This is a genomic window from Intestinimonas butyriciproducens (genome assembly GCF_016901775.1).
Classification (GTDB): domain Bacteria; phylum Bacillota; class Clostridia; order Oscillospirales; family Butyricicoccaceae; genus Pseudobutyricicoccus.
The window spans coordinates 79,554-99,266 of record NZ_JACJKW010000011.1 but is presented as its reverse complement, the minus strand read 5'-3'; the positions used below and the strand labels follow the sequence as shown (position 1 = coordinate 99,266).

Annotated in this window: 20 protein-coding genes; 2 read left to right on the top strand and 18 right to left on the bottom strand. The window is 49.9% G+C overall.

Going from position 1 to position 19,713, the window contains the following annotated elements; all coding sequences use genetic code 11:
- The 15 genes from tnpA to H6A25_RS07440 all read right to left on the bottom strand — a co-directional run.
- On the bottom strand, nt 1-259 hold a 259-nt coding region (gene tnpA, locus H6A25_RS07510), incomplete at its 3' end, for an IS200/IS605 family transposase (protein ID WP_204751349.1).
- Nucleotides 260-654: 395 nt separating this feature from the next.
- Nucleotides 655-882, bottom strand: a complete 228-nt coding sequence (locus H6A25_RS07505) for a hypothetical protein (protein WP_204751348.1) — start codon at nt 880-882, stop codon at nt 655-657.
- 13 nt (nt 883-895) lie between these two features.
- Nucleotides 896-1,285, bottom strand: coding sequence for a hypothetical protein (locus tag H6A25_RS07500; protein ID WP_204751347.1), 390 nt, complete (start codon nt 1,283-1,285; stop codon nt 896-898).
- 114 nt (nt 1,286-1,399) lie between these two features.
- Entirely contained in the window at nt 1,400-3,124 is a 1,725-nt protein-coding gene (locus tag H6A25_RS07495; protein ID WP_204751346.1) for an S-layer homology domain-containing protein, read from the bottom strand.
- Nucleotides 3,125-3,366: 242 nt separating this feature from the next.
- Complete coding sequence (locus H6A25_RS07490) at nt 3,367-3,798, bottom strand: DUF2577 domain-containing protein (RefSeq protein WP_204751345.1); 432 nt, start codon at nt 3,796-3,798, stop codon at nt 3,367-3,369.
- Nucleotides 3,798-5,942, bottom strand: coding sequence for a tape measure protein (locus tag H6A25_RS07485; RefSeq protein WP_204751344.1), 2,145 nt, complete (start codon nt 5,940-5,942; stop codon nt 3,798-3,800). The genes H6A25_RS07490 and H6A25_RS07485 overlap by 1 nt, the downstream gene beginning before the upstream one ends.
- Nucleotides 5,929-6,297 (bottom strand): hypothetical protein, encoded by a 369-nt coding sequence (locus H6A25_RS07480; RefSeq protein ID WP_204751343.1) that lies wholly within the window; start codon nt 6,295-6,297, stop codon nt 5,929-5,931. Before H6A25_RS07480 ends, H6A25_RS07485 begins: the two co-directional genes overlap by 14 nt.
- A 5-nt stretch (nt 6,298-6,302) precedes the next feature.
- Nucleotides 6,303-7,346: a sigma-70 family RNA polymerase sigma factor gene (locus tag H6A25_RS07475; RefSeq protein ID WP_204751342.1), complete on the bottom strand. Its 1,044-nt coding sequence runs from the start codon at nt 7,344-7,346 to the stop codon at nt 6,303-6,305.
- 81 nt (nt 7,347-7,427) lie between these two features.
- Nucleotides 7,428-8,237: a hypothetical protein gene (locus H6A25_RS07470; RefSeq protein ID WP_204751341.1), complete on the bottom strand. Its 810-nt coding sequence runs from the start codon at nt 8,235-8,237 to the stop codon at nt 7,428-7,430.
- Between the two features lie 141 nt (nt 8,238-8,378).
- Entirely contained in the window at nt 8,379-8,801 is a 423-nt protein-coding gene (locus H6A25_RS07465) for a terminase small subunit (RefSeq protein ID WP_204751340.1), read from the bottom strand.
- A 177-nt stretch (nt 8,802-8,978) separates the two neighbouring features.
- On the bottom strand, nt 8,979-9,227 hold the full coding sequence (locus H6A25_RS07460; RefSeq protein ID WP_204751339.1) for a hypothetical protein: 249 nt from the start codon (nt 9,225-9,227) through the stop codon (nt 8,979-8,981).
- A gap of 4 nt (nt 9,228-9,231) precedes the next feature.
- Nucleotides 9,232-9,549, bottom strand: coding sequence for a hypothetical protein (locus tag H6A25_RS07455; protein ID WP_204751338.1), 318 nt, complete (start codon nt 9,547-9,549; stop codon nt 9,232-9,234).
- 219 nt (nt 9,550-9,768) lie between these two features.
- Nucleotides 9,769-11,679 (bottom strand): phage/plasmid primase, P4 family, encoded by a 1,911-nt coding sequence (locus tag H6A25_RS07450; RefSeq protein WP_345941592.1) that lies wholly within the window; start codon nt 11,677-11,679, stop codon nt 9,769-9,771.
- A gap of 49 nt (nt 11,680-11,728) precedes the next feature.
- The gene (locus tag H6A25_RS07445) at nt 11,729-12,055 is read right to left on the bottom strand and encodes a LexA family protein (RefSeq protein WP_204751337.1); all 327 of its coding nucleotides are present in this window, start codon (nt 12,053-12,055) and stop codon (nt 11,729-11,731) included.
- Between the two features lie 16 nt (nt 12,056-12,071).
- The gene (locus H6A25_RS07440) at nt 12,072-12,266 is read right to left on the bottom strand and encodes a helix-turn-helix domain-containing protein (protein WP_204751336.1); all 195 of its coding nucleotides are present in this window, start codon (nt 12,264-12,266) and stop codon (nt 12,072-12,074) included.
- A gap of 159 nt (nt 12,267-12,425) precedes the next feature.
- Here H6A25_RS07440 and H6A25_RS07435 point away from each other — a divergent pair, with 159 nt between their 5' ends.
- Together H6A25_RS07435 and H6A25_RS07430 are read left to right on the top strand one after the other, a co-directional pair.
- Entirely contained in the window at nt 12,426-12,935 is a 510-nt protein-coding gene (locus H6A25_RS07435) for a helix-turn-helix domain-containing protein (protein ID WP_204751335.1), read from the top strand.
- A gap of 147 nt (nt 12,936-13,082) precedes the next feature.
- Nucleotides 13,083-14,168: a site-specific integrase gene (locus H6A25_RS07430; protein ID WP_204751334.1), complete on the top strand. Its 1,086-nt coding sequence runs from the start codon at nt 13,083-13,085 to the stop codon at nt 14,166-14,168.
- A 152-nt stretch (nt 14,169-14,320) separates the two neighbouring features.
- On the opposite strand, the gene guaA is transcribed toward H6A25_RS07430, so the two are convergent.
- The 3 genes from guaA to H6A25_RS07415 form a co-directional block, all read right to left on the bottom strand.
- Nucleotides 14,321-15,352, bottom strand: a complete 1,032-nt coding sequence (gene guaA / locus H6A25_RS07425; protein ID WP_275951890.1) for a glutamine-hydrolyzing GMP synthase — start codon at nt 15,350-15,352, stop codon at nt 14,321-14,323.
- Between the two features lie 43 nt (nt 15,353-15,395).
- Nucleotides 15,396-17,870, bottom strand: a complete 2,475-nt coding sequence (locus tag H6A25_RS07420; RefSeq protein WP_204751332.1) for an S-layer homology domain-containing protein — start codon at nt 17,868-17,870, stop codon at nt 15,396-15,398.
- A gap of 85 nt (nt 17,871-17,955) precedes the next feature.
- Nucleotides 17,956-19,533, bottom strand: a complete 1,578-nt coding sequence (locus tag H6A25_RS07415; protein ID WP_204751331.1) for an RNA polymerase sigma factor — start codon at nt 19,531-19,533, stop codon at nt 17,956-17,958.
- Nucleotides 19,534-19,713 lie beyond the last annotated feature (180 nt).

Genomic DNA, 19,713 nt, shown 5'->3' with positions numbered 1-19,713 from the left:
CGCTCTTGCTCTTGAGCGTTCCCACAAATTGTGCTACACTTTTGTAAGGCGGTATACTGACCAGCATATGAATGTGATCGACACATGCTTCTGCCTCTATGATTTCTACCTTCATCTCTTTGCAAAGTTTGCGGAATATCTCTCCTATATCCTTTCGCAGCTCTTTGTAAATGACTCGACGGCGATATTTGGGGGCAAATACTATGTGATACTCACACCGATAACTGGAATGTGCTGTATGTTTTATCTCGTTCTTCATTTTATTTAAAACCTCCATGTTCTTTCTGTGATGCGGTCGCCAAACCATTCACAGCGTAACATGGAGGTTTCATTTTACCAAGGTATTTTGTTTACCCCTGGTAGAACCAGGGGTTTTATTAAGCCTAAAAGCACCAAGAAAAACCCGGAAAGCCTTGGTGTCCAAGGCTTTCCGGGTTTTGTGCTGCTACTCCCACTCTGTTTCGGCTTACGCTGAACAAGGCTGAAAAGTGCTTCTTTTCTGCTGAATATGTGGCGAATTTGAACATTTTTTCAGCAATATTCAGTGTAAAATGAACTATTCAAGCGTACTCTGAACCGCTATTAGTACGATTTTAGTACGCCCGTTTTTTCAATCCCTTGAACTGCCTTTCTTTTGAAAATCAACTTTCAAAGTCAGTAATCACAGTTCGGATCAGGGTACAAGTCAACCACGGGGAAAGTTGTGATCAGAAGGTTTTTCCCACGCTCCAAACTATCCCGCATTATTGCTTCAGGATCGGCCATAGCACCTTCCAACAAATAATCCCGGCCCCTATATTCATAAACACAGCGGCCATCAGGCATGGCATAAAACACCTGTCCACCGAAACGGGCGGTGAAGGCTTCTTCAGTCTTGGTCATAGCACACCGCCTTTCAATCCCACCTGACAACGGCCACAACATCTGTTTTCTTCAGGGGTTCCCGGCAAGCTGGGCAAAGTATATCTTTCCCACTCCTGATCCGGTGCATGGTGGCCCCACAATCACACCGCTGAAGGATTGGAACTGGGACAGGGGCCTTCATAGTAACCGCCAGACGGCCTTCCAGCTTGCCGCAGGCCCCGCATTGGTACATAGCCCTTTCAACGCTCACATGGGCTTCAGGATGGGCTACAAGGGCCGCTTGTGCCTTGGGGCCATAGATACCAGCCAGAATGCTTTCCCGCTCCACATCGGCTTCCACAGGGGACATAAAGCCCACACCGGAAAGAAGTTCTTCTTCATGGCCGCATTTGTGGCATCTATACACAAACCCTTTACCCATACCGCTTCACCCCCTCTGAACTAAATTCAGTATAGCATACCCCACCAAAAGAAGAAACCCCGGATCACGAATGATCCGGGGTTCTGACTTATGCCTGCCCGTCAAACAGAGGCATCATGATTGAATTTCAGCCCATTGAAATACCCCTTGAACAAAGGTTATTATCTCTGAACAGGTCACAATTTCCCCCGGATCAAAATCTTCACTGTATTCCAGCCAATCGAGGGAAATCGCTATATTTATGGCATCTTTGGCCCAATGCCCACCTGTATAAACTTCAGGCGGTGTATCATCACCGGCAAACCTTGAAAAAACGGTTATCAATTCGCCCCATGTCAATTCCCGGTCAGGCTTAAAGGCCCCAGCCCCACAGCCAACCATAACACCGGCATTGTTGGCCGTTGCTATGGCCGGGGCGCTTCCTGATCCCGGTTGCACATCCCCGAAGGGGGCGGCGGTTGTGCTGAATTCCATTAGGCTTTCTTCATCCATCATGGACACCATCAGGGCGGCGAATTCCGCCCGTGTGACAGCTTCAGCGCCCCCATGACCAACTTCATACCCCATCCAAAACAGGGCTTCAGGGGCCGTCAGAATGGCTTTCCCATTCGTCAATGTAATCTCTTGGGATTTCTCCGGTTCCTGTTCAGCAGGGCGGGAAGAAGGGCGGGAACCGCTGTTTGAAGGGGTAGACGGTTGTACCGTGTCAGGGGTAGGATCAGGCGTGGGTTCCGGTGTAGGCTCCGGGGTAGGTTCGGGGGTAGGTTCTGGATCAGGTTCAGGCTCCGGGGAAGGCTCCGGTTCTGAATCTTCAACAAAGGTCATACTAAAAACCATATTGGGCTTTGCTTCAGGGTCGCTTAGATCATCAATAAATGTGTCAACTGCCCATTTATTGGGGGTCTGCCCGGAAGATTGATACATCCTAATTAAAGCATCATGATCATCCATTAAGGCCAACTGTCCATTATACTCATTCACAATATCATCGGGTTGATCACCAGCGGTATTATTGAAGATTCTGCTTTGGGAAACAATCAGTTCTCCACGATTCCATATTCCTCCGCCCCGCTGGGCCGCAGTATTATCATATATCCGGCAATTATAAAGGGTTACAGTCTGCGTGGTATAGCAAGCAATCGCACCCGCTTGAATGGTTGCTGTTCCACCGGTGAAGGTACAGGTATAAAAAGTTCCGGTTCCATTGTCAACTCGAATATGCGCCCCTTGTTGGGCTGAATTATTTTCAAAAGTGCATTGAAAAAACATGAAATCTTCGCCATCTGCTGTTATTGCACCGGCAGTGCAATTTGTAAAAACGCAATTTGAAAAAAAGCTTACAAGGCTTACACTTACAAAAGTTCTGGTTGATTCTATGCCTGATCCGTCAAAGGTAATGTTTTCTATGTTGACATTTCCTGTTCCATCAGAAGAAAAGAAGCTGATATGCCCTTCCGGTGCTGTTCTTTGAAGGGTGATGGGTTTGCCCGAATCCCCAAGGGTGGTTCCGGCTGGGCATACAATTTCACAGCCAATCCCGATGGTGGCCCCGGCTTCCGCCTGTTCGATTACCTGAATAAGTTCTTCAACGGTAGTGGCCGTGTAGTCTGTTTCCGGGCCTTCTGATGGGCTTTCTTCTACGGGGGTATCTATTCCTTCCCCGCCATCATCAGGGGGCGTGGGCGCAGGCTCTGAGTTGTCCTCTGGTAGTTCTGCCGGTTCGGTGGTTATCGTGGGTTCTGTCACACTTTCCAATGTTGCATCCACGGCAAGGGCCGGGACAGATTGCACGATCAGCGCAACCACAAGCATAATGACAGCAATCAGTTTTTTGTTCATCGTGTGAACCTCCTAAAATGAATTTTACGGCCAAAGCCGCAGAAATCATTATAAAAGGTCGAAGCAAATATCAAAACAGAGTAAGAAGCCATTTTGGTTTTTTGTAGAAAGTAGCACATTATATCTTCAGCCAATGAATAAGCGTGGGCGAAAAGCCTTGATACATGGGAAAAAGCCCCGGATCACATTCGATCCGGGGCCTTAAAGTGAATTTAATGGTGGCCTACTGGACTAAATCAGAATCATAGCCATTCCCCCTTCAAGGCCGGGTTCGCTTTGATACGATCCAGCACTACAAATTTTTTGCCCTTCTGCATCCGGGCCAGAAGCACCCAATCACCAACCACAAGGGCATTGTGAACTTTGAATTTCTTTCGCCCCTGAATGGGGTGGTTGTGGTCTATGGGGGTTGCTTCACCGCCCCCGGTATAGGTATCAACAACCGGGTGGCCGTGGCTGATCACCACAGTTTGGTGGGAAACCGTCATATCCACTTCATAATCAGTGACATTCCGGGTCAGTACCAACATTTTTTCTGTGTAGATTGCTTTCTGATCCACTTGGATTTTCAACGGTGAAGCGGAAATCACTTCACCAAACAACAGGTTCACTGGTTTTCCAGCTTCCACGGCTTCCACAGCCGCCTTTTTTACCACTTCCACGGCATTGGGCATTACTCATGCACCCCTTCTTCAGAAACATCCAGCTTTTCAGCAAAATCATTGGCCCAAGCATCCATGATCCCGTCAAGATCGGTGTCACTGGAAATGTGGTTTTCATTGTGCTGTTCAACATGAATTTCAGCCGTGGTGAACCGGTTGATTGCTTCACGCTCGGCAATATCCCGCAAATAGGCCAAATCTTCTTCCGCAATGTCAAGGGCATCACTCATAGCGGCGGTGTTCCCCGCCGTGTCCCCGGTGTTGCCATAGATACCATCAAGGGTGTTGCCAAGATTGAAGGCATCCAGCCCATCAGCGGCCCCCAAGCTGTCCATTGCGGAAAAGTCGAACAAGCCGCCCACGGTATCTTCCACACCTTGGCCGAACTCATAGCCCATATCAAAAGCGGCCCCATATTCAAACCGGCCCAACTTCATATCATCGGCATTCAGCTTTTCCATGACTTCTTCACCCTTGCCGAAGGTGGAATCCACCCAACCGCCCAAGCTGTCACGCCAGCCTTGGACGGAACCAGCAAGATTAGAACCGAAGATGGTATCAATGGCCGAAGCCAACGCTTGAAGCACGGAAAGAACAGTGTCCGCCAAATCGAAGAACAGGCGGCAAACTGCCCCAACCGGATCATTGAATACATTTCCGATGAAGTTTGCAACGGTTCCCACAAGGTTATAGATCATCACAAATACATCCACAACCAAGTTCCACAAGGCAATGAAGATGTTTCCGATGAATGCCAACGCCGCCATAAATGCGCCGCAAATCAGGCCGGTTGCGGAAACGCTTGTACCGGCAAACTTATTGACCGCCGCCACAGCCGCATAGAACAGGGCTACAAGGGCGATCACCAGAATGATGATCCATACCAAGGGGCAAGCATACAGGGCCGCATTCAGGCCGTATTGTGCCGCTGTTTGGGCAAAGGTGGCGGTGGTTTGCGCCCCGGTTGCAACGGTGGTCATAGCCAGTCTTGCGGCCTTTACGGTTTCCAGCGCATTCACAATGCCGGTCACTGTTTTATAGGCAAGCATGGCTCCATTCAAAACAAGGAAAGCCGTTGCAACACCGCCAACAATAGGGGCCAGCCACGACCAGTTATCCACCACCAATGCGGCCCCGCCAATCAGAAGATCAAGAACCCAAGTGGCAACAGAAGCGATCCCGGCAAGGCCATTGATAATCCCATCCGTTACTTGGGTGAACCTCTCACTGTTACCAATTTGATTGATTTTGGTCAGGATCGGAGCAAAGATGGAAAGGGCCTTGTTCTGCATGGAAGTCCAAATCTGTGCCCAAGTCTTGGGCATACTTTCAAACTTGGCATTGGTTTCGTCAGCCGCCGCAAACATAGCGTTCTTCACCACTTCAGCGGTGATCAAGCCTTGTTCCGCATAAGATTTGATGGAACCTTCCGCAATGCCCATATAGCTTTCAATGGCTCTTGCAATTCCGGGGGCATTTTCCAAAATGGAATTCAGTTCTTCACCACGCAAAGCGCCAGCGGCCATAGCTTGGGTAAGCTGAAGCATTGCGGCGGATTGACCTTGGGCAGAAGCGCCACCGATTACAAATTGCTTGTTGATTTGCTCCATGAAAGCAATGATTTCATCTGTACCATTAAAGGCTGCTTTTGCATTGCTTCCCATACTCGCAACGGCGGAAGCGGTATCAAAATATAGGGATCGGGAACGCTGGGCAGAAGCCATAATTTTCTTTTCCAGTTCTCCCACAGAACCGCCATCATCTACGATCAAATTCAACCGGGCCTTGGTGCTTGCCAAGGTGTCAGATAGGCCAAGGATTTTCTTTGTTGCCGCCAAACCGCCCACAGTGGCCGCAATTCCTTTCAGCTTGCCCCACAAGCCATCAGCGGCGGTGGTGCCGGATCGGATGTTTTGATTGAATCGGTCTTGTTGGTTTCCAGCTTCCCGGATATTTTCTTCAATTTCATCAAAGGCTGCCCCGGCTCTTGCCAATTCTTCACGGACAGTTTGAATGGAAGAAACATCAACCGAATTAGAAGAAGCCCTTTGCATAGATTCAAAACTGTTGATCAGAATGCTTGTGGCCCGGTGCATAGCCTGAAGTGGGCGGGTCATGCCGTCATAGATTTGAATTGCAGTTCTAATGGTTGCCATGGTTTTTCACCACCTTTCGCCGTTCTTGCTCAATCTTCAACACAGCATGATGAACAATGCTCTTAGACGATGTTTTCTTTAACGCCCCCACAGCATACAAGTTCAGTTCCTTTGTAATCTGTCTGGAATTCAGTTTCATTACAGCTTTGAATGCAGTTTTTAACAGCAAATAGATAGAATCATCTTTATTCAAAACTACAATTCCATTATCCAGCAAAAGAAACTTCTCCTGATTAAGATTGTCGGTATAATCCGAAGAAACATTGATCTGCGGAATGAAGGGGATCAGAGAAAACCGAACCGCCCACAAATATTTGTTGATAATTTCAATATTGGGATTTTCATGCTTCAGCATATTTTTCACCGCCTTTTTGTGATTTTGTCAACTTCCCTTAATAGGGCTTCTGCCTGTTCAATCGTTTTCGCCAGCTTTTTAAGGCCGATGGGAACAGTGCCGGTTTCCTGTTTCAATCGCCTTGAAGATACCCTTGTTAAAGTGGAAATATCACGGATTTCTTTTATGGACTGCTTTCGGGCCTGTTCCTGTTCAAGATGTTTCAGGGCCAAATACTCTGTTGATGAAACGCCAGTGTTCTTAAATTGTCCCAGTCCCCAATAATAGGCTTTGGCGCACCCATACCCATAAACATCAGCGGCTTCTTTCAATTTTCTGTTACGGCGTAGGCTGGAAATTGCTCGGTGCTTAATTTGCCGAACCCGTTCTATACTGACTTCCAGACGATCCGAAATGCTTTGGAGTGTTTCGCCGTTCTTGTAATAGCCATGAACAACTTCAGAAGCATTTCCACCAAGATCAGAAACAGCCTCCCAGATAACGGTTTTAGCCTGTTCATCTGCTAAAGTGTCACATACGGTTTCTTCAAGGTCGAAATCATCGGCAACAACATCAGCAAGGGTAAAATCTTCTGTTCCGGGAACAATGCTATCCAAGCTGACAGTTTCGGTGCTGATCATGTATTTCCGAAGTTCTTTCAGCCGTTGCTTTTTGATCCCAAGGTGGTAACAGTATTCTTCATCTGTTGGTTCATCCCCAACCACAGCTTGAAAATCAGACCGGAATTTTTGATACTGGGAAATCTGCTCTAAAACATGAATGGGCATCCGTTTCAGATTGCCGTTGTTTTGGCAATATCTTTGAAGTGATTGCCTGATCCAATTTTCAGCATAGGTGAGGAACTTATATCCCAAACTTGCATCGTATTTAGAAACGGCCCTTTCCAACCCAAAATAGGCTTCCTGCATCAAATCTTCCAAATCAGAAGAATTGGAAAACGGCAAAGCAATTCCGGCAATAAAGCGCCGGTTTTGCTGGTATAGCATCGTCATATTCTCCGAAACATGATCCCCAGCTTGGATCAGGGCCACAAGTTCTTCATTGGTCATGGTTCACCTTCTTCCCAAATGAAATAATCCCCTGAAGGCTTATAACCTTGATATTGGCCTTCAGGGGATAAATTTGACCAATTACTGAAGATTGGAACCAACAAACGCAACCAAAGATTGGTTGGGATCAATACCCATATCATACAAACGGCCCTTAATGCTGATCCGCTGGGCCATAACTTCATCCCAGTTGCGATAACCGAAATGCTGGAAGTTGTCCGGGTTCAACTCCATCAGGTGGTTCTGAATAGACAGCAAACCGAAAGCGCCATAGAATCTGCGGGCTTCAATCACAGTGTCAATGTGTTCTTGGGCCATCTGCATTGCCGGGGCCAACTGAATCATAAGCTGTTCCTGTTCCAGCTTTACGGATCGGGTAATGCTCTGTGTGGCCCGGTGAATGGCTTCCATGAACTGATCAGGGTGGGGAGTTCCGCTTTCTACCGTTCCAATCCCCATTTCCTTACCGGCGAAAACATACACCTTGGCCAGAACGGTTTCATTCTTCAGGTGAAAATCCCGCTCCGCAATGAAATTGCGTTCTTTCTGGGGATCATCGGAATCCTTATATTCCTGAATCATGGCGTTAACTTCAGCCCGTTCATCAGCGGTCAGGCGGGGCATGGCGGCTACATATTCCTGATTGGCTTCTTTCTGGGCCACATCCAATTTCTGCTGAATCTCGGCATGAACCGCTTCAATCAAGGCCCGATACTGATCCTGAATTTCCTTCTTCTTTGCGGCGTACACTTCAGCGCCGACATAAAGCCGATTTCCACCAATGGTGACATACTCGGCATCAGCAATGGCTTGAACCATTTCCTTTTCCAACTGGTCAATCTTCTGAAGCTGGGCTTTCACATAAGCCATAAGGGTATCAAAGTTGGTCATTGTCTATCTTCCTTTCTATTTCCCAATGAAGTTAAGTGCTTGATTTTCAAGGGGTTGAATGCTCTTTTGTTACTATTGCGCTACTTTCAGACATAACGGGTTTTCACAAGTTTTTGGGGCCGGGTGTATGGTATGAATTGTTTAATCTTCAAGTTGATCATCACCGGTGATCACAACCGGAAGCAGACCTTCAAAATTCACTTTATCTTTGAACAGGCCATAGCGTTTACCCAACAATTCCGCCGCTCTAATCCGATCTTTAGCGGAAACCTGTTTCGTTGTAATTTGCTGAACCCCGTTCCCAACAAGGATCAAAATTTCTTCCGTGGTTTCACCACGCATCACGGCTGTCAAATGTTCCATGATTTCCTGAACAGTAGCAATATTAGAAGCCGCCATATCATCCAAAAGCGATGTAATAGCATTCTTGATTTCAGGTTTCTTCAGGTTTTCTTCACCGATTGAACCCGCTGTATTGGGGGAATACCCTGCCCGAATTGCCGCTTGGGTCGCATTCAGGTCAACAAGGTATTCTTCAACAAACCTTTTTTGCTTTCTCGTCATGTACTCACCGCCTTTCCCGCTGTTATAATTATACCATTCCTACCCATGTAAATCACTATATATAGTATATTTTATGACATTTTTGGCCCAAATAAATACTATATATTGTGATTTTAGTTCAGGAATGTTCAACAAAACTGAAAGCCGCCCAACCATTGAAAGGTCAGGCGGCTTTACTTACTTTCCATTGATGATCCTGCTTAATTGTCGGCTGGTCAGATGTTCCTTTTCCTGCAAAATGATTTTGTTGATACCCCCTAAAAACTCATTTCTGATCCTCTGATTTCGGCGGGTTATCGTTTCAGCGCCTTCAATAGAAGGCAACCGGAACCGTTCTTCAGGGTATTTACTGATCAAAATGGTGTATTGTTCATCTCCCAGCATGAACCGAAGATCATCCAAAAATTCTGTGTTTCTGCTTGGCATCCGATCACCCCTGCAACTTTCTGATTGTCTGATTGACCACGCTACTTGGATCATCAGCAATGGTAAACGGGCCAAGATCGTCACACAAGCCCATCTGTTTCATCACACGGTTTCCGATCATAGCCATGCAGACTTTACAGAAATCGTCAGGCCGTTCTAACCACTTGGCACGGCCAAAGAAGAACACTTTCTCTTCTCCGTCAGCAGTTACACCAACGCTAATTTCATCAGCATCCCAGCAATCTTCACCCTGAATGATCCATTCAACTCGGTCAATATGCTTTACGCCATCCAGCCAATCCAAGAATTCTTCACCAGTCATTGCCAGCCATCCTTTCCGCCCTAAAGTGTCCCGGTTGTCCCGTGAAATAAGGGCTATATATTATATATTTTTTACTACCTATGAAAAATTTTTTGATGTTTTTTATTTGCAATAAGAAGTTAAAACTATCCGGGACAATCCGGGACATTTTTGGGGAAACCATTGAAATTCCTTATATTTTCTATGTCCCGGATATGTCCCGATACTGTCCCGGATGTATTAACCATCCGGGACTTTTTGCACAAAGATTTTCACCTTTTCGCCCTTGATCCGCTTATCTTTTGTTGTGAAGTTCAGAGATTTTGAAACTTGCCTTGAAAATTCAATCCTGTTAAGGGCTTCAAAATGGTTCCGGTTACAGAATTCGTTATATTTGAAGTAGATTTCTTTAACCGGCTCATTCTCCACGGCATCGGCCCCCATTTCTTCAAGGAATGCCAACAGAGGATTATTTTCTATGCGGTATTCCTCAATCGCCTGTTCAACCTCTTTGGATTTGGTAAAGGCTTTCTTATTCAGAAGCCGTTTCAGCCCCGTTAAACCAATCTGGATCATGTATTCCATGACTTCCTGATCCTGAAGATCATAGCGGATATTGGGGTTAAAATCTTCATCTTCAGAAGTGAACTTGGCATCAAAAGGAACGATCACCAACCGGCGCATTACGGAAAAGCTTTCCTTTGACCGCCCCAGCCGGGGAATGGCATTGGCGCTGAACAGCAACTTGGCGTAGCTGTCAAACTCAAAGGGGTCTTGGCCTTTTCTTTCCGCTGAAACCCTTTGGCCTGTTACCAGCTTCTTGAATACGGCTACATTGGCGATATAGTCAGAACCAATATCATCACCAATGTTCACCAGCTTCCCAAACAGTTCAGCGGTTTTGAACCTGTCCCCAAGTTCCTTCAGGTCAAGTGAAGCAATGTTCCCATCACCCATCAGGTTTTTCAAGGCATCCAACAGAGTTGATTTTCCATTGGCACCCTCACCAGTCAGAATGAAAGAACCACTTCCGCCAATCGTATTGGAGCGGTAGAAACAGGAACCAATCATTTCTTCCAGAAGTTCACGGATTTCCCGCTTCCCACAGGCGATTTTATCAAGGGTGCGATCCAGCAAATCGGAATAGGCGGCTGGGTTGTAAGGCCAAGGAATCTTATTGGTGATCACAATATCCGGTGTAAACTCGCTGAAAGAATCATCACGGATATTGTAAAGGCCGTTGCTGAAGGCAATTACTTCAGGCGAAGCCGGTTTCTTGGGATCACAAATTAGGTTCAGTTGCTTCAGGGTTTCTTTCCGCTGGGCGTCCTTCAGGGCGGGGATCAGGGTGATCATGGCCCGTTCAATAGCTTCCCATGAAGGGGTATAAATCCCGTCTTGGTAGATGTGCAATCGGCCATTGATTTTGATGATGTGGGAATCTCGCTTCAGGTATTCGGCAAACCGGTCATGCTGGAAACTCCGGCCTTTGAAGAAAGATTGCTTTTGAAATGCTTCATCCCGAAGGATAGTTTCAAGTTCTCTTTCACTCAACGGGGCTTTCAACACATACCGGTTGATCAGCCGAATGGTTTCACGGGCTTCCTCTTTTGTGAAATCGTGATCCTGAAGGGTCAGAATGTAATTGAACAGGGCTTGGTTTCGCCCGTCCCCTTCTCCAAGCGCCTTGAAGTCAATATCTGTTTTCACAGGGGTCAACCACTTGGGAAGGTCTTGAATTTCATCTTCCGGCGCATCGTACAGAATGGGGCGATCCTCATTTCTATACTTCAATATCTGGTAACTATTCCGGGAACCAATCTTCAAATCAGCTTCAAAGCCAATCGCTAATGTGGCCTTGGTTCGATTGCTTTTGACCAAATCAGGGATATTCTTGAATAAGAAGTGTTTCCCTCTGGATGTCGCATACACTCGGCATTTCAGACCCAAGGTTTCGATGATGGTCAACAACGCCATAGATTGATCCATATCGTCTATATCAACCAAAATGGTATCATCAGAGAGAATCCCGGCATATTCGGGAAGGCCCTTCACCTGTTCATAGGAAAGAAGTTCTTCAGAAGTGGCGTTTTTGAACGGCATCAGGCATTTCTTGTCCTTGGTTGGAACGAATCCTTTGTATAACTGCACCCTGCATCACCCCTTTCTTCTTGATATTCTGCTTCATGGGTTTGCCCCCTTATTCTTCAGCCGGGGCCAAGCTGTGGATCACGCTGACAGCTACACCCAAAACCTTCAGACGGCCATACTCGGCATGGCTGATAAAGATAGGTGCAACCCGGCTGGAACCGCCCTCAAGATAGCAGTCCAAGGAATCGCCATAGAAGGAAATCCGCTTCAGGGTGATGGGGCCATCATCAATGATCACCGCCACAATGGAGCCATTAACGGGGAAATCTTCAGACTTCTTAAACATGATGGTATCACCGGGGTGAATACCGTACTGGATGAAGCCATCATCAGAAGCGGTCATGCCAAAATCAGCGGTCAAAGTAAATTCGTTCATGGTTCTACTTCCTTTCTCAATCTTCAATCAGGGTTTCAACGGGGACATTCAGGGCTTTGGCGATCTTACCGATGGTGGCGGGTTTACAGTTGTTGCCGTTTGCTACCCGGTAAAATTGCTGGTACTTCATGTTGATTTCTTTGCAAAGTTCCTGCGTATTTAGGCAGGCATTTGCCATAGCCATTTCTAACTTCTTCTTACTTACAATCATGCTCTCACCTTCTTTGAAATTTTTGAACAGGGGTTGACAGCAAGTTTTGTTGCTGATATAATCCTATCAGAAAGTTAAGTTGCTGTCAAGTTGCTTTGAAAGAAATTTTTGTTGCTGTTCTGTGTTGCCTTATGATATAGTTGATATGAGGTGGTGCAAATGTCCATAGGCGAAAAAATTAAAGCAAAGCGGCTTGAAAGGGGCTTAACGCAAAAGGCACTTGGAGAATTAGCCGGAATCGCAGAACCAACCATCAGGCGATATGAGGCGGGAAAACTAAATCCCAAAATGGAAACTATCAGTAAAATTGCAAATGGTTTGGGGGTTACACCCGCTGAATTGATTGGCCCTGAATGGTTTGATCTTCAAATTGGCGCTGAAAATGTGAAATCCCTCCAAAGGGCGGTCAACCTTCACAGTGGCATCATTGCGGCGCTGGAAGAAATCTATGGTGCTGTTGAAGGAAAGGGCATCATGGGGGAATCCGGGTTAGAATGTCCCTATTGGATTATCGGAAAAGCGTCAAACAGTTTCATCCTGTATGAAAAGGACATAGAAACCCTTGTGCAATGTACTAAGGCTTTTATTCCGGCCTTGGTGGATCGACTGAAGGACACCCGGCCCGAAGCTGAAATTATCCAAGAAATAACAGCGGAACTCAACAAGTAAAAAAATGACCGCCCCCGGTGGTGGCACACCGGAAGCGGTCAGGCGAAACAAAACCCGTTTGAAGTTAATGTTTCAATCCCCATTGAACATTATATCACACTGGGTTTGGTTTTGCATACCCTTTTTCCTGAAAGGCTGGGTGATATAATGCCAGTATACAAAAATGAAAAAGCCGGTTCATGGTTCTGCAAGTTCTACTATACCGATTGGACAGGGAACCGAAAGCAAAAGAAGAAGGAAGGCTTCAGGACGAAGAAAGAAGCCCAAGATTTTGAACGGGAATTCTTATCCAAGGCCCATGCTTCCTGTGATATGTCCTTTGGTTCTCTGGTGGAACTTTACATGGAAGATTGCAAGCACCGTCTGAAACCCACCACTTATTCCAACAAGCAATTTCTGATTGACACCAAACTTCTTCCCTTCTTCCGGGATATGCCAATCAACACCATTACCCCGGCCACAATCAGAAAGTGGCAAAATGAACTTTTAGCTGATCCCAAGGGGTATTCCCCAACCTATCTAAAAACGGTAAATAATCAGGCCAGCGCCATTTTCAATTTTGCTGTGAAGTATTACCGGTTGGAAAGTAACCCTTGCCGCCTTGCCGGTAGCATGGGAAAAAAGCACGCTGATGAAATGGAGATTTGGACGGTAGAAGAATTTAACCGTTTCGTCCAAGCGGTGGCCGACAAGCCCCCTTCTGTTGTGATTTTCAATCTGCTGTTTTGGACTGGTATGCGCTCCGGTGAACTGTTGGCTTTAACTGCGGATGATTTTGATTTTGAAGCCCATACGGTGAGCATTTCTAAAAATTATGCCCGACACAAGAAGGAAGATTTGATCCTACCACCCAAAACACCCAAAAGCAAACGGATCATTACTTTGCCCCCGTTCCTGTCCGAAATGGTACAGCGGTATTCCACCTGTATTTATGTTACTGATCCATCGGGGCGGCTTTTCGGACAAACTAAAAGCTATCTTCTCCATGAAATGATCAGAGGGTGTAAGGCTTCCGGGGTAAAGCGAATTCGGGTTCACGATCTGCGGCATTCCCACGCTTCCTTTCTCATCGAAAAAGGCTTCTCCCCCTTGCTGATTGCTGACCGGCTGGGCCATGAAAACATAGAAACCACCCTTCAGACATACAGCCATCTTTACCCCAACAAACATTCAGAAGTTGCGGCCTTGATTGAAGAAGCCCATTCCGCTTCCAGCAAAGCCCAACAGGGCTAAAACTTCAAGGCTATTTTTTGCAAATAGTACGATTATAGTACGGCAACAAAAAAGAACCACGAAACACAGAACATTTTCTTCCGTGTTTCGTGGTTTTTCTCTTATTTTCTTCTGATTTCTAAACTAATTTTACGAGTTCAGAAAACCTATTGTTATTCCCACTCGATGGTGCCGGTGGGCTTGGGAGTCAGGTCATAGCAGACCCGGTTGACGCCCTTGACTTCGTTTACGATCCGGTTGGTGATGTGCTGCAAAAGGGCAAAAGGCACATCCTCCACAGTGGCGGTCATGGCGTCCTTGGTGTTGACGGCCCGGATGATTACCGGCCATTCATCGGCACGCTTATTGTCCCGCACACCCACGCTCTTGAAATCGGGGATCAGGGTGAAATACTGCCAGACCTTGCCCTCCAGACCGTTTTTGGCAAACTCTTCCCGCAAAATGGCATCCGATTCCCGCACCGCTTCCAGACGGTCCCGGGTGATGGCGCCCAGGCATCTCACGCCCAGACCAGGGCCGGGGAACGGCTGACGGTAGACCATGCCGGCCGGCAGGCCCAGAGCATCGCCCACAACCCGCACTTCGTCCTTATACAAAAGGCGCAGAGGCTCCACCAGCTCAAACTGCAGATCCTCCGGCAGACCGCCTACATTGTGATGGGCCTTCACCGGGCCGCTTTCCAGAATATCGGGATAGATGGTGCCCTGGGCCAGGAACCGGATGCCTTCCTGCTTGCGGGCTTCTTCCTCAAACACACGGATGAACTCGGCGCCGATGATCTTCCGCTTCTGCTCCGGCTCGGCCACTCCCTGGAGCTTATCCAGGAAACGATCCACTGCATCCACATAGATCAGGTTGGCCTTCATCTGGTTGCGGAACACTTCCACCACCTGCTCCGGCTCTCCTTTGCGCAGAAGGCCATGGTTCACATGCACGCACACCAGCTGCTGGCCGATGGCCCGGATGAGCAGCGCCGCTACCACCGAGGAATCCACACCGCCGGACAGGGCCAGAAGCACCTTCTTATCCCCTACCTGGGCTTTGATCTCCTTCACCTGCTCCTGGATGAACTGTTCCGCCAGGGCCGGTGTGGTAATGCGTTCCATATTCTCCGGACGCTTGTTGTTGTCCATCGTTTTTCCTCCTTCTGTGTTCCTGTTTTCGCCATGGTCTCTTGAATTCAGCTAATATACCACAGGGGACTTTGTTTGTCAATCCGCAAAAGGCTCAGTTTTCGCTGGGCGGCTTGATGGAGACGGTGCTTTCCTCGATGACATACTCCGAATCGGCGGCCACACGGGAAATGCCGGAGACATGGACAATGTAGCCGGTCTCTTCCTTCACCTGGGCGCAGGCGGTTTCCAGCACATCACGGTAGTTGTTTTCGGTCTTAAAATGGGTGGCCAGTTTCAGCTGGGTCTCCCCCCGCTGGATGGCATCCCGGATCTGCTGGGTGTAATAGGTCAGGGCTTCCTCCTCGGTCATATTGCCCTGGGCGGGATACTCGATGCGGGCTGTGGTGACCCGGGTGTTGGCATTGATTTTGGGCGCATACAGCACATAGTCCACTTTGGAAATGAGGCCGCCCACGGTGTAGCCCTCCACCGCCACCTGACGGACGGCCTTGGAGGCATAGTAGCTTTTTTCCTTGTCGGGATAATTCCCCGGCTGCAGCTCGATGTGCTGACGGCCATTGCGGATGGCTTCCTCGATCTGATCGATGTAGCGCTGGGTCTCGTTCCGGCCCCACTTGTAGTTGGTGATGGCAACAATGCCCCCTGTTTTGGCGGTGACATTGTAATCCGAAGTGGTGCTGGATGCTGCATAAGTATAGCCGCTGAAGGTATAGCCCGGGGTCTTCATGTTCTTGCAGGCCAGCTGGATGGCCCCATCGGTGTAACCGGTGAGGGTGATCTGATAGGTTTCGCAGGTGCCGCTTGCAATGGCCTGCTCCAGGAGCTTCTGAACCTCTGGGGCGTTGGCGGCATCCTGGGCCTCCTGCTGATCCTTCTCCTCTTCCTTGATATCCTGGCGGCGCTTCTTTTCGGTCGCAATATCCGAGCGGTAAAATTCAAGGTGCTTCTCACTGGAGCGGAAGGAGCCATAGGCAAACTGGGGATGCTGGGCCACGATGGTGTTGATCACTTCACGGCTGTATTTGCTCAGGGTATTGGAATCCCAGCCGGAGTCCGACAGGTCGATGATGAAATACAGCTCCTCATCCAGCTGCTGGTCGGAAAGGGCCTGGATCTCGGCCTGGGTCCAGGTGGGCACCTTCTCCAGGGCGGGAGCGCAAAGGGCCAGGATGGCATTCACCTGCTTCTGGCGCTCATCGGCCGTGGCCTGGTCCACAGAATCCAGCAGGTCTTCATCGTATTTGGTGCTGGTGCAGGAGTGAAGAACTTCCCAGTTCCGGTGACTCCGGTTGACCATCACCTTGTCGCTTTTGAGGAAATACTTATAGCGGATGTAGTCGCCGCCACGGGTGGTGGGATCGTCCCAGGTGGCATCCACATGATACCACTGACCGTCCACCTGCACCAGGTTCCAGGCGTGATAGCCCCCGGCAAAGCCGGTGATGGTCTCGCAGGGGATGCCGGCGGCATCCAGCAGAATCTCGTAGGCCTTGGCATAACCGGAGCACACAGCAGTTCCCTTGAGCAAGGCCCCTTCGGCCTGGTGGGAAATAAAGGGCATATTGCCAATGTCCACCCGGATGTCATAATCGCAATGGGTGATCAGGTAGTCGTGGAGGGTTTTGACCACATCGTAATCGCTCATGTTGCTGGTGATCAGGTTGCCCACCACCCGCTGGGCCTCGGCCTGGGCGGCGGCAGACACATAGCGCCAGTCGCTCTCCGCCACGGTGGCAGAGGACGCAGTGCTGCTGGTATAGGTCACCGACAGGTGCTTGGCAAGGTTTCCATCCTGCTCAAAGGCATGGATGCTTTTGATGCCATAGGGGTTCTTGCCGTCCAGATCGGCGATCTTCCGGGCCAGCTGCTCGGCCTGGGAAGCCTCCAGGTTGAACGGACTGATGTCGATGGTAGCTTTCCGGTCCAGGAAACCGGTGGTGATGGTCAGAGTGGCTCCGACTTCATCGCTGAGAACGGGCTGCTCCTCTGTTTCCCCGTTGTCCCCCAGCTGCTGGAACAGGCAATAGACCACATCCCGGCGGGGACAGCCTGCCTTGGCCGAGAAGCTCAGGCCATCGGTCAGGCCGGTTTCTTTTGCCCAGCTGAGAGCGGAAGCCGACCAGTTGCTTCCCAGGGCATCTTCCCCGGCAAAGCGGCACAGGAAGGCCAGGATCTCGTCGTAGGCCAGGGTGCCGTAGGGGTCGAACCGGCCGCCGCCCACGCCGTTGGTGATCCCCTTCTCCAGGGCCCACAGGACGGGCTTATAGTAATAGGCGTTTTTGTCGGTCACATCGCTGAAGGTGGAGACTCCAGCGGGAGCCGGAGACCCGGCGGCCCGCCACAGGAAGGTGACGGCCTCTGCACGGGTGACGGTGCTCTCCGGTGAAAAAGCGCCGTTTCCGGTGCCCAGGGTGATCCCCTCTTCCGATGCCCAGATAACGGCGTCGGCATAGTAGGCGCCCTCCGGCACATCGTGGAAGCCGGTATTGGCAGCCGCCACCGGCAGGATGCCCGCTGTCAGCACCAGGGCCAACAGCAGGGCAAAAACCTGTTTGATTTTCTTCATCGCAAATACCTCCTTTTATTTCTCCCAGGGAACCGGTTGAATCCAGATCTCTATGCAAAACAGGATCATATGAAAAAAGCGAAGATCAGGATGCGTGGTCGCTGATGCGGACAAACTCATAATGGGCCGGGTCGTCTACTGCCAGATCCCATGGAATCTGGATCGTCCGGTTCAGATCCGGTGGATCGACGATATTCACTCCCAGGAGCACCCCGTCATAGTCCTGGGGCACCCGGAGGGTATAGGTCACATCCTGCCAGGCGTCGATGGTGATCTCCCGGTTCAGGCCAGGCCGGCTGCTTTCCTGCCAGTCGCCGTAGTCCATGCCGCTCTGCCACACCTTCTCATAGGAGATGGAGAAGGTCTTTCCCTCGTGCTCCACCTGGGCCTCCCCTTTGGCCTGGACCTGTCCGCCGCCACCCGACCGCTGATCGGGAAAATAAAGCTGGCCGGTGTACCAGTCGTAAAGACTGTATTCCTGGGTGACGATGGTGAAGGCCAGGGAGGCATTACCTGCATTGCCCATGAGGACCTGGGCGGTGTTGCTGTAACGGATGGTATAGGTCACATACCCTTCCCCATCGGGCTCGCTCACCGTGATGGACGGCTGGCTCAGCCCGCCGGTGGAGGAAACGGTCTCCAGGGCTGCATCCCCGGTCTGGGTGGTCAACGGGATATCCTCATAGGCCCGGGGGTCTACCAGGGTGAAGCCATGGAGGGCGCCGAAAGAGGTGTCCTCCTGCTCCTCCTGTTCCGCCTGGGAGTTCTCTGGCGGAGTGGAGGCCTCCTCCTTCTGGCCGAAACGGGAAATCAGCTCCAGAGCTGCGCCGCCGATGACCACGGCCCCGGCCAATACGGCGGCCACCACCTTTACGGAGATGCCCGCAGCCGCCCCGGTTCCGGCGGAAGCACCGGCGGCCGTTTCTCCGGCGGCGGCCGCTGTGCCCGAAGCGGCGCTTCCGGCCTGGGAGAGCACCTGGCTGGCCATGGCGGCAGAAGCGGCGCTGTCCAAAGCGGTGCTTTCCGCCTCCCGCCGCAGGAAATACAGCAGAAGCAGCACGGGGCTGAGACCATAGAGCTTGACGCCCCGGCGTTCGTGCTCCTCCACCCCGGCCTTGATGGATTTTCTGGCATAGTTCAACCGGCTTTTCACCGTGCCTTCGCTGGTGCCCATGGCCTGGGCGATTTCTTTTACGCTCATTTCGTCGTAATAATAGAACAGCACGCACATCCGCTGTTCCGGCGGCAGGTTGTCCACCAGCTCCAGAATCATCCGGCTGGTTTCTTCGTTGTCCAGGGCCTGCTCCGGCACCAGCGTTTCGTCCAGATTCGGGGCCTTGTCCAATAGCGAGACGCCTTCCTCATCCTCCGGGATCTGCCACTCTCTGCGGGGCGCAGACAGCAGGTGGCGGCACCGGTTGGCCGTGATGCCGTTGACCCAGCCCCAGAAAGCGGCAGGATCCCGCAGCTTGGAAAGACTGCTCAGCATGACGATCAGCACATCCTGGGTGGCATCCTGGGCGTCCTCTTCTTTTTTCAGCATCTTTTTGCAGTGATAATACACTTTATTCTGCACCGCCTGCACCAGGGCTTCCTGGGCCTCTTCCTCCCCCTGGATGCTTCGGCGGATCAATTCCTCCAGCTTTTCCTCATCAATTTTCATAGGTTCCCTCTCTTATTGCATAAATGGCCTGGAGACCAGCACATTCCCTCCTATAATATAAATAGTGTACAGGATATGGAATCAAAAAGAAACCATCCGGCGGGGTTTTTTGAAAAAGTTTGGAAAGCACCCGGGCCATAGAACAGAAACCGGCCCACCTGTAAAGAGGTGGGCCGGCCT

Coding starts and splice junctions, on each gene's coding strand:
- H6A25_RS07440 (WP_204751336.1), bottom strand. CDS start 12,266: ATGATTGTAAGTAAGAAGAAGTTAGAAATGGCTATGGCAAATGCCTGC.
- H6A25_RS07490 (WP_204751345.1), bottom strand. CDS start 3,798: ATGCCCAATGCCGTGGAAGTGGTAAAAAAGGCGGCTGTGGAAGCCGTG.
- H6A25_RS07465 (WP_204751340.1), bottom strand. CDS start 8,801: ATGACGAGAAAGCAAAAAAGGTTTGTTGAAGAATACCTTGTTGACCTG.
- H6A25_RS07435 (WP_204751335.1), top strand. CDS start 12,426: ATGTCCATAGGCGAAAAAATTAAAGCAAAGCGGCTTGAAAGGGGCTTA.
- H6A25_RS07460 (WP_204751339.1), bottom strand. CDS start 9,227: ATGCCAAGCAGAAACACAGAATTTTTGGATGATCTTCGGTTCATGCTG.
- H6A25_RS07495 (WP_204751346.1), bottom strand. CDS start 3,124: ATGAACAAAAAACTGATTGCTGTCATTATGCTTGTGGTTGCGCTGATC.
- H6A25_RS07415 (WP_204751331.1), bottom strand. CDS start 19,533: ATGAAAATTGATGAGGAAAAGCTGGAGGAATTGATCCGCCGAAGCATC.
- H6A25_RS07445 (WP_204751337.1), bottom strand. CDS start 12,055: ATGAACGAATTTACTTTGACCGCTGATTTTGGCATGACCGCTTCTGAT.
- H6A25_RS07470 (WP_204751341.1), bottom strand. CDS start 8,237: ATGACCAACTTTGATACCCTTATGGCTTATGTGAAAGCCCAGCTTCAG.
- H6A25_RS07480 (WP_204751343.1), bottom strand. CDS start 6,297: ATGCTGAAGCATGAAAATCCCAATATTGAAATTATCAACAAATATTTG.
- H6A25_RS07455 (WP_204751338.1), bottom strand. CDS start 9,549: ATGACTGGTGAAGAATTCTTGGATTGGCTGGATGGCGTAAAGCATATT.
- H6A25_RS07420 (WP_204751332.1), bottom strand. CDS start 17,870: ATGAAGAAAATCAAACAGGTTTTTGCCCTGCTGTTGGCCCTGGTGCTG.
- H6A25_RS07475 (WP_204751342.1), bottom strand. CDS start 7,346: ATGACCAATGAAGAACTTGTGGCCCTGATCCAAGCTGGGGATCATGTT.
- H6A25_RS07430 (WP_204751334.1), top strand. CDS start 13,083: ATGCCAGTATACAAAAATGAAAAAGCCGGTTCATGGTTCTGCAAGTTC.
- H6A25_RS07485 (WP_204751344.1), bottom strand. CDS start 5,942: ATGGCAACCATTAGAACTGCAATTCAAATCTATGACGGCATGACCCGC.
- H6A25_RS07505 (WP_204751348.1), bottom strand. CDS start 882: ATGACCAAGACTGAAGAAGCCTTCACCGCCCGTTTCGGTGGACAGGTG.
- H6A25_RS07500 (WP_204751347.1), bottom strand. CDS start 1,285: ATGGGTAAAGGGTTTGTGTATAGATGCCACAAATGCGGCCATGAAGAA.